Origin of the sequence: Allofournierella sp. CML151 (assembly GCF_027853465.1) — a bacterium.
Classification (GTDB): domain Bacteria; phylum Bacillota; class Clostridia; order Oscillospirales; family Ruminococcaceae; genus Allofournierella.
On the sequence record NZ_JAPNNW010000015.1, the window covers coordinates 31,138 to 45,506 of the forward strand.

The 14,369-nt window shown below is 61.2% G+C and carries 12 protein-coding genes; 7 read left to right on the top strand and 5 right to left on the bottom strand.

Annotated elements, in window-relative coordinates; genetic code table 11:
- Positions 1 to 20: 20 nt before the first annotated feature.
- From PH256_RS11085 to PH256_RS11095, 3 genes are read right to left on the bottom strand one after another with little or no spacing between them, the layout of a single operon-like run.
- Positions 21 to 818, bottom strand: coding sequence for a glycosyltransferase family 2 protein (locus PH256_RS11085; protein ID WP_270914228.1), 798 nt, complete (start codon positions 816 to 818; stop codon positions 21 to 23).
- Positions 815 to 1,600 (bottom strand): sugar phosphate isomerase/epimerase family protein, encoded by a 786-nt coding sequence (locus PH256_RS11090; protein WP_270914229.1) that lies wholly within the window; start codon positions 1,598 to 1,600, stop codon positions 815 to 817. Before PH256_RS11090 ends, PH256_RS11085 begins: the two co-directional genes overlap by 4 nt.
- Positions 1,597 to 2,520, bottom strand: coding sequence for a sugar nucleotide-binding protein (locus PH256_RS11095; RefSeq protein WP_270914230.1), 924 nt, complete (start codon positions 2,518 to 2,520; stop codon positions 1,597 to 1,599). The genes PH256_RS11090 and PH256_RS11095 overlap by 4 nt, the downstream gene beginning before the upstream one ends.
- A gap of 248 nt (positions 2,521 to 2,768) precedes the next feature.
- On the opposite strand from PH256_RS11095, the gene PH256_RS11100 reads away from it, so the two are divergent.
- The 3 genes from PH256_RS11100 to PH256_RS11110 all read left to right on the top strand — a co-directional run bounded on the left by PH256_RS11100 (position 2,769) and on the right by PH256_RS11110 (position 8,140).
- Positions 2,769 to 3,470, top strand: coding sequence for a response regulator transcription factor (locus PH256_RS11100; RefSeq protein WP_087183686.1), 702 nt, complete (start codon positions 2,769 to 2,771; stop codon positions 3,468 to 3,470).
- A 19-nt stretch (positions 3,471 to 3,489) separates the two neighbouring features.
- Complete coding sequence (locus PH256_RS11105) at positions 3,490 to 5,661, top strand: sensor histidine kinase (RefSeq protein WP_270914231.1); 2,172 nt, start codon at positions 3,490 to 3,492, stop codon at positions 5,659 to 5,661.
- A 190-nt stretch (positions 5,662 to 5,851) separates the two neighbouring features.
- Positions 5,852 to 8,140, top strand: a complete 2,289-nt coding sequence (locus PH256_RS11110) for a bifunctional diguanylate cyclase/phosphodiesterase (RefSeq protein ID WP_270914232.1) — start codon at positions 5,852 to 5,854, stop codon at positions 8,138 to 8,140.
- Between the two features lie 103 nt (positions 8,141 to 8,243).
- Here PH256_RS11110 and PH256_RS11115 read toward each other — a convergent pair whose 3' ends face one another.
- Complete coding sequence (locus PH256_RS11115) at positions 8,244 to 8,393, bottom strand: hypothetical protein (protein WP_270914233.1); 150 nt, start codon at positions 8,391 to 8,393, stop codon at positions 8,244 to 8,246.
- 45 nt (positions 8,394 to 8,438) lie between these two features.
- On the opposite strand from PH256_RS11115, the gene licT reads away from it, so the two are divergent.
- Complete coding sequence (licT, locus tag PH256_RS11120; RefSeq protein WP_270914234.1) at positions 8,439 to 9,323, top strand: BglG family transcription antiterminator LicT; 885 nt, start codon at positions 8,439 to 8,441, stop codon at positions 9,321 to 9,323.
- 5 nt (positions 9,324 to 9,328) lie between these two features.
- On the top strand, positions 9,329 to 11,458 hold the full coding sequence (locus PH256_RS11125) for a PTS transporter subunit IIABC (RefSeq protein ID WP_270914235.1): 2,130 nt from the start codon (positions 9,329 to 9,331) through the stop codon (positions 11,456 to 11,458).
- 96 nt (positions 11,459 to 11,554) lie between these two features.
- Here the strand turns inward: PH256_RS11125 and PH256_RS11130 are convergent, their stop codons facing one another.
- On the bottom strand, positions 11,555 to 12,301 hold the full coding sequence (locus PH256_RS11130; RefSeq protein ID WP_270914236.1) for a M23 family metallopeptidase: 747 nt from the start codon (positions 12,299 to 12,301) through the stop codon (positions 11,555 to 11,557).
- Between the two features lie 218 nt (positions 12,302 to 12,519).
- Between PH256_RS11130 and PH256_RS11135 the strand changes: the two genes are divergently transcribed.
- Positions 12,520 to 13,449 carry a PfkB family carbohydrate kinase gene (locus PH256_RS11135; RefSeq protein WP_270914237.1) on the top strand — a complete coding sequence of 310 codons (930 nt, stop codon included), beginning with the start codon at positions 12,520 to 12,522 and terminating at the stop codon, positions 13,447 to 13,449.
- A complete protein-coding gene (locus tag PH256_RS11140) occupies positions 13,446 to 14,363 on the top strand; it encodes a pseudouridine-5'-phosphate glycosidase (protein ID WP_087183693.1) in 918 nt (305 codons plus the stop codon). Before PH256_RS11135 ends, PH256_RS11140 begins: the two co-directional genes overlap by 4 nt.
- The last annotated feature ends 6 nt before the right edge of the window (positions 14,364 to 14,369 follow it).

Sequence of the window (14,369 nt, forward strand, 5' to 3'; positions counted from 1 at the left end):
TCCATATGCTAAGCTCCAACTCACGGGTTGTATTTTCCCCGCAGTGCGGCGAACAAGATTTTCAGCAGATTGGTATTGCCCTGCAAGCCCTTGATCTTGGTGGGGGTGGGCTCGTTCTTGGGATAGGCCCGCTCCACCGGCACCTCGCAGGCCTTCAGACCCAGCTGGGTGGCCCGCACGCTCAGGTAGGCCAGCAGCTCGTAGCCCACGAACACGTCCCGCAGCGGTTTCACCAGCGGGTGGGTCAGATAGGCCCGGCTGTAGCCCCGGTAGGCGTTGGTGGTATCGGTGAACCAGTGGCGGGCCGCCAGGCTGATCACCGGCGCATGGATCAGGCGCACCGCCCAGTAGCGGCTGAAGGGGGTGTTGACCGCCTTGCCGCCGGGGATGAACCGGCTGCCCTGAATCAGATCGTAGCCCTCCTCCAGCTTTTCAATGAAGAGGGGCACGCTCTCGATGGAGTCCTTATTGTTGCCGTCGATGGTCAGAATGCCCTCGTAACCCCGCTCCAGCGCATAGTGGATGCCCATGCGCAGCTGGGCCCCCTGCTTGCCGGGGTCCTTTTTGGTGAGCAGGGTATTCACACCCCGGCGCACCAGGCCCTGGGCCTCCATGCTGCCGTCGGTGGAGCCGCCGTCGCACAGAATGATGTCGCACAGACCGTCCACGGCACCCTTCTGGGCCCGTTCCAGCTCGGTGAGGATGCGCTTGCCCTCGTTGATGATGGGGATGAGCAGGCAGTAGTCACTGCGCTTTTCCCGGAAGGCGTCCACCGTGTAGTCCGGCACACCGGGCACGTTTTTCACCCATTCGCTCATGCGCCGAACACCTCCGCCACATATTCCAGGCTGCGGCGCACAGTGTCCGTGTCCGCGGTCTTCATCTCCACCGACACATAGCCCTGGTAGTTCAGCGCGCCCAGCAGCAGCGCCAGCTCCCGGTGGATTGCCCGCTTCTCGATGGGGGCAAGGCCCGGCTCGCTGATGTGCACATGGCTCACGTATTTCATATCCGCCGCAAAGTCGTTGGGCCGCTCGCCGTTGGCAATCATCGTGCCCACATCCAGTGTAACGCCAAGGCCGGGGCTGTCCAGCTTTTTGGCCATGGCGAAGGCGTCGGCGGTGGTGTTGATGTAGTTGGTGTTATACACCGGGGGATTTGCCTCCAGGCCGATGACCACCTGCCGCTGGGCCGCCATCCAGGCGATACGGCTTAAAAAGTCCTCGCCCTGCTGGGGGTCGGCGCCCTGGGGCATGTTCCGGTTGCGGGGGCAGCCAAACACCAGATTGCGGCAGCGGCAGCTCACCGCGAACTCGATGGCCCGCAGGGTGTACTCCTCCAGCTCTCTGGCCTCCTCCGGGTTGAAGATGTTGCCGGTCTTGCCAAACCAGATGCTCTGCATGCTGGGGATGGCAAAGCCGTATTTCTGATGCATCACACCGGCAAACAGGGCCGCGCCCGCCGGGCAGTCGTAAGGGTTTTCCGGGATCACCCGGGTGGGGGCGATCTCGATGCCCTGGTAGCCCAGGTCCTTCAAAAGCTGCCAGACCTGCTCATCGTTGTCCGCGGCCCAGCCGATGTTGGAAGCCGATAATTTCATTCCGTCCATCCTTTCATAAAGGCGCAGATACTCGCCAGCTCTTCTTCCTCGGTGCAGAGGTAGCCATCCCTGCCTCCGAAGGCCTCGGCATGCAGGGTACGCAGATCGTAGTCGAAGGGCTGCGCCGCCAGATGATTTTCAAAATGGCCACCGGCCACCGCCTTATACACACGGGCGGCGCTCACCGGGGGCGTTGCCAGGTGCAGCACCCGCAGGTCCAGCTCCATGGCCCTCTGAATGTCCGCCCAGAGGCGGCGCAGGTCGTAGAACTGGTAAAGCGAGCGGCTGTCGGTGAAGGCCAGAGCGTTGAAATCGTTGGCCGCGAACCAGGCCTTCAATTCCGCCGGGTCCTGGGTGCCGTTCAGCTTGTAAAAATTATTGCCCGCGTCGGAGTAGGCGGCTTTTACAAGCTCGCTCTTTGCCGCCAGCTCCTCGTATTTCGCCGGGCGCAGCAGCGCCGGGGTGATGGTGTGCAGGTCATACAAAAAGTTCTTTTTCAAGCCCAGACCATACAAGGCGGGCAGGCGCACGATCAGCGCGTCCGGCCAGTCCTGGCGCACCCAGCGCTCCAGCTGCAGCCGGTTGGCCCCGTAGGCCGCAAGGCCCTCGGGCTGAGGCTCGTCCGCCTCGGTTTTGCCCTTACTGTCCGCAAAAACGCAGATGGAGGAGATCAGCACCAGCTTCTTGGGAGCCAGCTGACGCAGGTTCTCCCGGGCCGCGCGCATCACCGCCAGGTCGGCCTGTGGGTCCTGGTTGGCCAGGAACATGGCGGCGGGCACTCCGGCGTAAACCACCAGATCGTTTTCCTTGCCGAAGCCCTGTTGCACATTGCTGGAATGATAGGCTGCATCAAAGGGATGGCTCGCCATCAGGTTGCCTCCCACAAAGCCGGTGCTGCCCACCAGAACACTGTTTGCCATGCTGCTGCTCCTTTCGCCGCGTTTTCTCATAGTCATACAGGGTACATTATACACAAAAAGCCCCGAAGTTACAAGGTTCGCACCGGTTCGAAGACCTTTTCTCATTGTAAGAAAACCGTAAGAGAAACCACCCTCCGGCTGTAAGAAACCTTTGCTATAATAAGGATGCGCTCAAAGGGGCCTTGGAAAACGCCCCGGTTTTGGCTACAATCAACAAAAGAGCGGTTTTGGCAAGAGGAGGCGGTTATATGGACCAGCAGGCCTGTATCCTGGTGGTGGACGACGATGCCGACATCGTAAACGCGGTGCGGCTTTATCTGGAAAAAGAGGGGTTTTGCGTATACGGCGCGGCGGACGGCTTTGAAGCACTGGACGTGCTGGAGCAGCGCACGGTGCATCTGATTTTAATGGACGTGATGATGCCCCGGATGGACGGTTTTTCCGCCATTCTGCGCATCCGGCAAAAGCGCAACCTGCCCATTCTGGTGATGAGCGCGAAAACCGAGGACAGCGACAAGGTATTGGGGCTTTCCATCGGGGCGGACGATTATATCTCCAAGCCCTTCAGCCCCACCGAGCTGGTGGCTCGGGTGAAGAGCCATCTGCGCCGGTATCTGACTTTGGGCGGTGCACAGGCAGGCGGTCCGCTGGTGCGGGTGGGGCGGCTGGAATACGACTTCGAGGGTCATCAGCTCACGGCGGACGGCGAGCCGGTGCGGCTGACGCCCACCGAGACCCGAATCATGGAGCTGTTTTTCCGCAGCCCGGGGCGGGTGTTCTCGGCCGAAGAAATCTATGCCGGCGCCTGGGGCGAAAGCAATGTGTATGCCCCGGAAAACACCGTGATGGTACACATCCGGCGCATCCGGGAAAAAATCGAACTGAATCCGAAGGAACCGGAATATGTAAAGGTGGTGTGGGGTCTTGGATATAAACTTGAAAAGCACTGAGGGAAGGAAATGGCCGCTGGTGGTTCGCATTCTGGCGGGCTGGATGGCGGCGGTATGCTTCTTTCTCATTTTTTACTGCATCCCGCTGGACGACCGGCTGGTGCAGGTCTTTCTGCAGGGGCCACGGTCCTATTATGCACTGATGAACCGGCAGATTGAGGCGGTGCCGGAATACCAGCGTTTTTTGAGCACCGTGTATTACCACGCCCGTGTGCTGTGTGCCGACGGGCTGGTCACCCCGGGCGGCGCGGCGCTCACGCCCCAGGGGGTCTCCCAGCAGAAGTTACTGTCCCGTCAGGCGCTGGAGCAGCTGCGGCAGAGCGAGGAATACACCAGCCGGGACGTCCTGCTGTATCTGAGCGCCGAGGGTGAGGAGACCATCTCCTCCTCCCTGCTCCGCTCGCCGGACGAGATCCCCCAGGGTTATGAAATTGCCTTCCAGCTAACCGGTGGCAAAACCGGAGGCAACAGCCTTTTGCTGGATGTTTATGACCGGATGGTGCTCCCGGATAACGGCACCGCCTTCAGCAGCACCCAGGCGGTGCTGCTGGAGGGCATCACCGCCACCCGGGTGGAACCGCAGGACTTTTTGCCCAATGCTGAGATCGTGGTGGCCGTCAAGCAGGTGCCCTCCAGCGACACCGGCACCCTGGGCTTCGCCTATGCCTGGATCAACAATTCTGTTGTGCCCACCTTCGCCTGCATTCTCGTGGAGCTGGGCGTCTGGGGGCTGCTCTGTCTGGTGGCGTGGCTTGTTCTGTGGAAAAAAAGGCGGGCAGCCGCCCAGTGGGTGGCCGGGCTTTTGCGCCGGGTCCCTCTGATTGTGAAGCTCATGGTGCTGGGCTTTTTGCTCCTCTCCGGCTACCTGCTGCTGGCGATTTTAAGCTGCGCGGCTCAAAGCTACCTGTACGGCTACTCGGTCACCTTCTTTGCATCTCCTGTTCTGGCTGCATTTCTTCTGGTGGTGGACCTTCCGCTGGTCTGGCTGTTCTGGCTGGAATTCCGCTTCAACCTGCGCCACACCCTGCACACCAGCCTGACCGCCCGTCTGATCCACCGGTACAAGCAGTTCGCCGCCGCCCAGCCCTGGAAGCGCCGGGCTGTCCTGCACATCCTGCTCCCCCTCCTGATCAGCCCCTTGTGTTTCCTGATGGCATTTTTCCTGCCCGGTTTTCTCTTTTACACGCTTTGGCGTCTTGGCATTTCCTGGCTGCTTGCAGTCGCACTGGGCGCTGGCCTGTTCTGCGTCGGCGTTGCCTGTTTTGTGCTCAGTCTGCTACGTTTGAACACCTTTTTCAAGCATGCGGATGCCCTCACGAACAAGATTGCAGCCCTGCGTGCCGGGCAGCACACCGCCCCGCTGGCCCTGCCCGAGACCTCCCTCTGCGCCGTGCCCGCGGAGGACCTGAACGCGTTGGAGGAAGGCATCCAGGCCCGGGTGGAGCAGCAGATGCGCGCCGAGCGGCTCAAGCTGGAGCTGATCACCAATGTGTCCCACGATCTGAAAACGCCCCTGACCAGCATCATCAATTATGCGGGTCTTCTCTGCGAGGAACCGCTTGAGCAGCCCGCGGCGGACTACGCCAAGATTTTGAAGATGAAGGCCGACCGGCTGAAAACCATGGTGCGGGATGTATTCGAGGTGAGCAAGGCCGCCAGCGGCGAGCTGCCCTTGCAGACCCGCCCGCTGGATCTGGCCAAGCTGATCCGCCAGACCCTGGCGGACATGGACGAGGCCATTGAAGCCAGTCCCCTCACCTTTGTGACCCATCTGCCCGAGCAGGCCTGGATCTGTGCGGACGGCGACCGGCTGTACCGGGTATTCCAGAATCTTTATGCCAACGCCCTGGCCTACTCGCTGCCCGGCAGCCGGGTCTACACCCAGATGGAGCGGGACGAAAGCCGGGTTTCCATCAGCATCAAAAACGTGACCCGGGACCCCATCGCCCCGGAGGATGCCGAGCATCTGCTGGAGCGGTTCGTGCGGGGCGATTCCGCCCGCAGCGGCGAGGGCAGCGGCCTTGGCCTTTCCATCGCCAAAAGCTTCGCCGAGGCCTGCGGCGGCCGGTTTTCGGTGCACGCAGTGGCAGACCTGTTCTGCGTGCTGGTGGAGTTTCCTCTCTGCCCGCCGCCCGCGACGGAACCCGCGCCGGAGCTTGTGACACAACCGGAACCGGAGCAGCCTGCCTGACTCTTTTTCTCCCCAGTCTTTGATTGGGGAGTTTTTTGTTTTGGCCTGTGCCTGATTCAAAATCCAAGCTTTGCTCTTTCCTTCGAGTCAAAATTCGTTTATACTGTATAAAAACACAGCCGAAAATTTCACAGCGTTTTCCCTCGCGCCTGCCGCTTCGGAGCCGCTGCCAGGAAGGGGAGCTTTGCCCGTGACAAAACATATCCATCGCCAGATCGTCATTGCCTTTTCACTGATTCTGGCGGTCTGCATCGCGCTCACTGTCTCTTTCTATATCTTCTCCCGCAACGGTGCGCAGGTACAGCACGAGGAGGCCGCCCACTCGCTGGAGGCCACAGCAGAAACCGCCCGAAACATCGTGAACTCTCACATTCAGGGCAATCTGCAAACGCTGGTGACCCTTTCCGCCTTCATCGGCTACGATTCTGACGAAGGTCTCCCCCCCCAACAGCTGCTGCACGACCCGGCCTTTCTGGCCCAGCTGGATGTGGTAAACTCCCAGAACGAATTTCTGCGCATGGGCGTGGTGGACACCACCGGCCAGGGCAGCTTTGTTCTGTTGGACGGCAGCTCCCAGCTGGAGCAGGACCTGAGCCAGGATTCCGCCGTGCAGCGGGCACTGGCCGGTGAAGGCAACATCTCCTTCACCTTCTGGGATGATACCCTGGGCTGCTATGTGAACCGGTACGCGGTGCCCATCTACCAGGGCGGCGTGGACGGTCCGGTGATCGGAGTGCTCACCGGCACCAACAACACCGACGCATTGCGGGAGCTGCTCAGCCCCAGCCTGCTGCTCAACGGCCAGGTCCACGCCCATATCGTAAACTCTGAGGGCAAGTTCGTAGTGCGCAACCAGACCTATTTCATCAGCGAAGACGCCCGCAGCATCTTCGATACCCCCGCCTTCAGCGATGAGCTGCAGCAGACCATCCTGAGCGCCTTCGCCGTGAACGAATCCGCCTTTTTCAGCCTGACCAACGAGGGTACCCTGTATGGGGTGGCGCTGATTCCCATGGACGTCAACGACTGGTACGTCATGTGCGTGGTGCCCCAGCGTATCCTGGTCACCGATCTGAGCCAGTGGTTTAACCTGCAGCGCATCACCTTTTTTGTGATTTTCCTGCTGGTGATCCTGCTTACCCTCTATATCTACCGGATGATGCGCCAGAACAACCGCTCTATGAACAAACTGACTTATTTCGATTCCATCACTGGGGCCTACAACCGGGTTCGCTTTTTGCAGGAGATGCCCACCAAGCTCACCGCCGACCCCAAAGCCCTGATCGTGCTGGACATCGACAACGCCCCCACCATCAAAGACCTGTACGGACTGGAGCGCTTCAACTCCCTGCTGCGCCACATCAAGGAGGCGCTGGACCAGCAGATGGGCCCCACCGAGCTGTTCTGCATGGGCCGCAACGAGCGTTTCCTTCTGCTGCTGGACTGTGCTGAGCCTGAGCAGGTGCGCCAGCGCATGAGCCGCTTTTTCTCCCAGATCCGCCAGTTCCGGGTATCGGAACACCAGAACTATCAGGCGGTTTGCTCAGCAGGTGTGCGCTTTGTCACCAACACTACCCCGGACCTGGAGCGGGCCATCACCGAAGCGGCCATGACCGCCGAAACCACCTCCGGCTCCCGGCAGGACGAGCTGATCTTCTTTGACCCGGCCATCTATGAGCCGGTGATCCTGCGCAATCAGATTGAGGAAAGCATGGATTTTGCACTGATGAGCGGCGAGTTCGTGATGAAACTGCAGCCCAAGATTGACCTGGTCACCGGCCGCCCCGGCGGTGCCGAGGCACTGGTGCGCTGGATTCGGCCGGATGGACTTTCCTTCTACCCGGACCAGTTCATCCCGGTGTTCGAGAAAAACGGCTTCTGCGTGGAGCTGGATTTCTACATGGTGGAACAGGCCTGCCGTACCCTGCGCCGCTGGATGGACGAAGGCCGTCCGGTCGTGCCCATCTCAGTGAACCAGTGCCGGCTGATGCTGTATGAGGCAGGCTATGTGCAGCGGCTGTGCGGCATTTTGAACCGCTGGAACATCCCGCCCCGGCTCATCGTGCTGGAGGTCACCGAAAGCCTTGCTCTGGAAAGCATCGACCGGGTGCGCGCGGTGCTGATCGGGTTGCGCAGCCAGGGCTTTGCCATCTCGATGGACGATTTCGGCAGCGGCTACTCCTCGCTGAACACCCTGAAGGATCTGCCCATCGACGAGCTGAAGCTGGATCGGGTATTCCTGGCCGCCCGGGACGAGACCGACGAAGAAAAGCGGGATCTGGTGATGAAAAACGTGATCCATCTGGCCCAGGAGCTGCACATCACCACCGTGGTGGAGGGCGTGGAAACCATCGCCCAGGTGGACTTCATCCGCAGCATGCACTGCGATCTGGCCCAGGGCTATTACTTCGACCGGCCCATCAGTGTGGAGGAATTCGAGGCCAAGTATCTGCCTCTTCCCCCTTCTGACTTGGCATAATTCACAAGTTTTTCATTTCTTTCCCGGCAGAACTTCCAAAGTTTTTTCCGTTCCTGTTTTTTTGTTGACAAAGCTTTCTGCCCTGTGCTATCCTGTGAACAGTTCAAAGTCGATACGGCTTGTGACTGGTAATGCAGGCAAGACCAAACTTCTCTCGGTGCGATTGATCGCCGGGTGTAGTTTGGTCTTTTTTATTTGCCAAAACCGGTCCGCCGGAATGCAGCGCGATGTAAGGAAAGGTGATGAAACGCATGAAGCACGGCATGTTTGCCGGTGCGGTTTGTGGGGGGATGAGCCCATGACCTCCCCCATGGAACAACACGGCACCTACAAGATTCTGCGGGTAATCGGCAGCAACTTCGTCTGCTCGCAGGATTCCACCGGCCAGGAAATCATTCTGCGGGGTCTGGGCATCGGGTTCAAGAAATCCGCCGGGGACCTGCTGCCCGCCGCCCGGGTGGAAAAGGTTTACGCCTTGCGGGACCCCGGTCAGTGCGACCGGCTGATGCAATTGATGCAGGACGTGCCCAGCGAATACCTGGACATCAGCACCCACATCATCGAGACCGCCGAGCGGGTCCTGGGACGGCGGCTCAGCGAGAACGTGTATATCACCCTCACGGACCACATCTCCTTTGCGGTGGAGCGGCTCCGGAACGGGGTGGAATACCCAAACCAGCTGCTCTGGGAGATCAAGAACTTCTATCCCCAGGAATATGCCCTGGGCCAGCAGGCGCTGGATGTGATCGAGAGCGTTCTGGGGCTGCGGCTGCCCGAGGACGAGGCCGGCTTCATGGCGCTTCACATTGTGAACGCCGAGCTGGACGGCCGCATGGCGGACATGGTCCCCATCACCAAGCTGATCCGCGAGGTGGTCAACTACGCCCAGGCCTACTACGGGGTGACCTTTGACGAGAGCTCGGTGGATTACGAGCGGTTCGTGGTGCACCTGAAGTTTCTGGCCCAGCGGCTGTTCCAGGGCCGCTACGCACCGGACGGCGACACCGGTTTCCAGAACCTGATCGCCCGCCACTACGCGGCCGATTATGAATGTGCCCAGGCCATCGGCCAGCACATCCGGGAAATGTTCGATCTGAACTTCCCCAGCAGCGAACAGTTCTTTTTGACCGTCCATCTGCACCGGTTGTCGGTGTCGATGGGCCTGAGTACAGAGGAGGAATGAAACTTATGAAAGACAAGATCTTCGGCGTATTGCAGCGTGTGGGCCGCTCCTTCATGCTGCCCATCGCCATTCTGCCGGTGGCAGGCCTGTTTTTGGGCATCGGCGGCTCGCTGACCAACGAAACCATGCTGGAGGCCTACAACCTGATGGGCCTGCTGGGCCCCGGCACCTTCGCCAACGCCATTCTGCAGGTGCTCAACTCCGCCGGTTCGGTGGTGTTCAACAACCTGCCCATCATCTTCGCCATGGGCGTAGCCATCGGTATGGCCAAGCAGGAAAAGGAAGTGGCGGCCCTGGCTTCCGCCATCGCCTTCTTCATCATGCACGCCACCATCGGCGCCATGATCGGCGCCTTCGGCGCGCCGGACCTGGCGGGCGCCACCGCCGAGGTTCTGGGCATGACCAGCCTGCAGATGGGCGTGTTCGGCGGTATCCTGGTAGGCCTTGGCACCGCGGCGCTGCACAACCGGTTCTATAAGATTCAGTTGCCCCAGGTGCTCTCCTTCTTCAGCGGCACCCGCTTCGTGCCCATCATCTCTTCTGCCGTTTACCTGCTGGTGGGCATCGCCATGTACTACATCTGGCCCACCATCCAGATCGGCATCAACGCCCTGGGCGGCTTCGTGCTGGCCTCCGGCTATGCGGGCACCTGGCTGTATGGCTTCATCGAGCGTGCGCTGATCCCCTTCGGCCTGCATCACGTGTTCTACATTCCCTTCTGGCAGACCGCCGTGGGCGGTACCGCTGTTGTGGGCGGTCAGCTGGTAGAAGGTGCACAGAACATCTTCTTCGCTGAGCTGGCCACCCCCGGCATCACCCACTTCTCGGTATCCGCCACCCGCTTTATGACCGGCAAGTTCCCCCTGATGATCTTCGGCCTGCCCGGTGCGGCCTTCGCTATGTACCGCTGCGCAAAGCCTGAGAACCGCAAGGCGGTGGGCGGTCTGCTGCTCAGCGCGGCCCTCACCTCCATGCTCACCGGTATCACCGAACCCCTGGAGTTCACCTTCCTGTTCGTGGCTCCCGCCATGTACATGGTACACTGTGTACTGGCCGGCGCCTCCTACATGATCATGCACATGCTCAACGTGGGCGTGGGCCTGACCTTCTCCGGCGGCCTGATCGACCTGACCCTCTTCGGCATCATGCAGGGCAACGAAAAAACCAGCTGGCTGTGGATTCCCGTGGTGGGCGTGGCCTACTTCCTGATCTACTACTTCGTGTTCAGCTTCATGATCCGCAAGTTCAACTATATGACCCCCGGCCGGGACGACAGCTCCGAGGCCAAGCTCTACACCCGCAAGGACCTGGAGGCCCGCAAACAGGCCGGTGAAGTGACCGAGGCTGAAGCAGCGAATGAGCTGTCCGCACAGATCACCCAGGGCCTGGGCGGCAAGGACAACATCTCCGATGTGGACTGCTGCATCACCCGCCTGCGCTGCACCGTGAAGGACCCCGCTAAGGTAGACCAGCAGCTGCTGAAGGCCAGCGGCGCTTCCGGTGTACTGTGCAAGGGCCAGGGCGTCCAGGTAGTGTACGGTCCCCGGGTATCCGTGATCAAGTCCGACCTGGAGGCTTACCTGAAATCCTCCGCTTCCGATCATCCCGCTCCGGTGGCCAAGCCTGCTCAGGAGCCCAAGAAGGCGGAAGAAAAACCCGCCGACGCCCCCAAGGCCGGCGGCGAGCGCCTGACCGTGGTGAGCCCTCTGGCCGGTAAGGTCATTCCGGTGGAAGAGGTTGCCGACGGCGTGTTCAGCGAAAAAATGGTGGGCGATGGCTTTGCCGTAGAGCCTGAGGCCGATGAGGTTCTGGCTCCGGCAGACGGCGAGATCACTCTGGTGTTCGACACCAAGCACGCCTTCACCATGCGCACCGCCCAGGGTGTGGACCTGCTGGTCCACATGGGCATCGACACCATCCGTCTGAACGGTGAGCCCTTCACCCTGAACATCCAGCAGGGCGACACCGTGAAAGCCGGTCAGCCCATCGGCACCATGGACCGGGCGGCCATTCTGGCTGCGGGCTACCGCACCGTAACCCCCGTCGTGGTGGGCAATCTGGCCGATCTGGGCGGCTTCGAGCTGACCCGCACCGGCGAGGTAAAGGCCGGCGATGCGGTGATGGAAGTCTTCTGATTTTTGCTATCCTCTCAACTCCTAAATACACAGATACACAATGCCCCGGCCTGGTTTCAGGCCGGGGCATTGTGTTCATTCGGATGACTTGAAAGTTCAGCCCTCGCTCAGGTACTGGCGGGGGTCCTCATAGTTGCCGCCCCGCAGCGTTTCCAGATGCAGGTGAGACTCCAGGCCGCTCTCGGCGGGGGCCTGGTCCAGCGTGGCGATGGCCTGACCGGCCAGCACCTCGTCGCCCGCCTTCACCAATACACTGCCGCTGGCAAGGCCGCAGTAACGCCAGGTGACGGCGCCGTCGTCAACCTCCACGATCTGGCCCCACATGCCGTCCTCATACACGGCGGTGACCCGCCCGGCCACCGCGCTCTTCACCGGGCTTTCGGCCTCACAGAAGATGTCCAGCCCGTTGTGGGTGCGCCAGTCCTTCAGGGTCTCGTTGTACACCAGCTCGTCGCCGCTATATTCCTGCCCGGTCTGCCCATCCACCGGCCACACGAAGGAGGGCGCCGGCGCAGCGGCAGGCTCTTCGGGTGCGGCAGTAGGCGCGGGCTGCTCCTGCGAGCCAGAGGAGGAAGCCGGCGAGGGTGATGGCTTGGCCGAGGCGCTGGGCCTGGGCGTAGCGGTTGGGGCGGGAGTAGCTTTGATGGGTACATCCTCCACATCCTGTTCCACCGGTGCCTCGGGCAGCTCCCATATTGCCTCACCTCCCTGCTCTGTCTGCGGTTTGTTTTGTTCCACGATGTTCTTCACGGCAAAAAAGCTGCACGCCGCCGCAATCACGATGCACAGCGAAAGCGCCCAGTACAGCCCCCTGCCCCGAAACAACGAAGCGATCCATTTCATTCCCTTTGCTCCTTATCTTTTGCAGTTTTGCGGCGGCACAGCCGGTTGCCGCGCCAGAGTGTTCTGCTGCCGCTTTGCCTTTAGTTTTGCGCCAAAACCGCCGGTTTATACATGTGCCGGATGTCACTTGAAATCCCCTTTTCTGAATAGTACAATAAGGGTGAAAAACGTCACCGGCCGCAAGAGGGCGGCCAATTCAAGCGAACGGAGGGCTGTTTTTGACCGAACCTTATATCGCCGGTATCGGCGGCGCTAATGTGGACATCCACGGCCAGAGCTTCGCGCCCCTGATCATGCGGGACTCCAACCCCGGGCGGCTGCATCTGTCCATGGGAGGCGTGATGCGCAACATTCTGGACAACCTCACCCGCCTGGGCGAAAGCTGCCAGATCGTGACCGCGGTGGGCGACGACGCCTACGGCCAGATGCTGCGCACCGGCTGCCAGGCCCTGGGCATGGGCACCGAGGGCATGCTCACCCGGCCGGGCCATTCCTCCTCCACCTACATCTCCATCATGGACTCCGCAGGAGACATGTTGGTTGCCATGAGCGACATGCGCATCCTCACCGAGATGGACGAGAGCTTTGTGGCCGGGCAGCTGGAGCTGCTGAACGGGGCGGAGCTGGTGGTCTGCGACGGAAACCTTTCCGCCAGCGCGCTGAACTACCTGACCGCCCACTGCACTGCACCTTTGTGCGTGGACCCGGTGAGCACCACCTGGGCCCGCAAGCTGGTGCCCATTCTGGGCCGGTTCGATACCATCAAGCCCAACCGGCTGGAGATGGAGATTCTGGCGGACATGCCCATTGCCACCGAGGAGGACCTGGAAGAGGCCTGCACCCGCGTGCTGGCAACCGGTGTGCGCCGTGTCTTCGTGAGCCTGGGGGCGGACGGCATCTACTACAAGGGGCCGGGCGGCAGCATCCACCGGCGCAGCCGCCGCTTTGACAAGATGGTCAATGCCACCGGCGCGGGCGACGCCACCATGGCGGGCATTCTGCATGCCACCCGCAAAGGTCTCAGCGAAAGCGAGATTCTGGACTGGGCGCTGGGTGCGGGTCTTGTAGCCATCAGCGGCAAGGACACCATCAACCCGGACATGAGCGAACAAACCATTCAACAAATGATAAAGGAGTATGTGAAATGAATCTGAAGCAGTATCTGGACATCACCCCCGAAATTAAAGCCGCTCTGGAAGAGGGCAAGCCCGTTGTTGCCCTGGAGAGCACCATCCTCTCCCACGGCATGCCCTACCCCCAGAACCTGGAGTTCGCCGCTGAGGTGGAGAAGATCATCCGCGCCGAAGGCGCTGTGCCCGCCACCATGGCCATCATCGACGGCCGCATGAAGGTGGGCCTGTCCGCCGGGGAGCTGGAGCTGATGTGCAAGGGCGAGGGTGTTGTGAAGGTAAGCCGCCGCGATCTGCCCATCATCCTGGCCGAGGGCGGCACCGGCGCCACCACCGTGGCCTCCACCATGATCCTGGCCAGCCTGGCAGGCATCAAGATCTTTGCCACCGGCGGCATCGGCGGCGTACACCGCGGCGCCGAGACCACCATGGACATCAGCGCCGACCTGCAGGAGCTGGCTCACACCTCCGTGGCCGTTGTCTGCGCGGGCGCCAAGATGATTCTGGACATCGGCCTGACCCTGGAGTACCTGGAGACCATGGGCGTTCCCGTTCTGGGCTTCCAGACCAGCGACTTCCCCGCCTTCTACTGCCGCAAGAGCGGCTTCGGCGTGGACTACGCCGCCAAGGATGCTGCCGACGTGGCCAAGATTGCCAAGACCAAGTGGGACCTGGGCCTTGCCGGCGGTATGCTGATCGGCAACCCGGTGCCCGAGGAGTTCGCCATGGACTTCGACGAGATGAGTGCCATCATCGACAAGGCTCTGGCCAGCGCCAACGCCGACGGCGTGCGCGGCAAGAACATCACCCCCTACCTGCTGGCCCACATCGTGGAGTACACCCAGGGCCGCAGCCTGGCCACCAACATCCAGCTGGCCTACAACAACGCCCGTGTGGCTGCCCGCATCGCCCGGGAATACGCCGCTCTGTAAGCGTTT

Bases quoted from the DNA above. Each gene is read 5' to 3' on its own strand.
- PH256_RS11085 (WP_270914228.1), bottom strand. From the start codon at position 818: ATGAGCGAATGGGTGAAAAACGTGCCCGGTGTGCCGGACTACACGGTG.
- PH256_RS11090 (WP_270914229.1), bottom strand. From the start codon at position 1,600: ATGAAATTATCGGCTTCCAACATCGGCTGGGCCGCGGACAACGATGAG.
- PH256_RS11095 (WP_270914230.1), bottom strand. From the start codon at position 2,520: ATGGCAAACAGTGTTCTGGTGGGCAGCACCGGCTTTGTGGGAGGCAAC.
- PH256_RS11100 (WP_087183686.1), top strand. From the start codon at position 2,769: ATGGACCAGCAGGCCTGTATCCTGGTGGTGGACGACGATGCCGACATC.
- PH256_RS11115 (WP_270914233.1), bottom strand. From the start codon at position 8,393: ATGCGTTTCATCACCTTTCCTTACATCGCGCTGCATTCCGGCGGACCG.
- licT (WP_270914234.1), top strand. From the start codon at position 8,439: ATGACCTCCCCCATGGAACAACACGGCACCTACAAGATTCTGCGGGTA.
- PH256_RS11125 (WP_270914235.1), top strand. From the start codon at position 9,329: ATGAAAGACAAGATCTTCGGCGTATTGCAGCGTGTGGGCCGCTCCTTC.
- PH256_RS11130 (WP_270914236.1), bottom strand. From the start codon at position 12,301: ATGAAATGGATCGCTTCGTTGTTTCGGGGCAGGGGGCTGTACTGGGCG.
- PH256_RS11140 (WP_087183693.1), top strand. From the start codon at position 13,446: ATGAATCTGAAGCAGTATCTGGACATCACCCCCGAAATTAAAGCCGCT.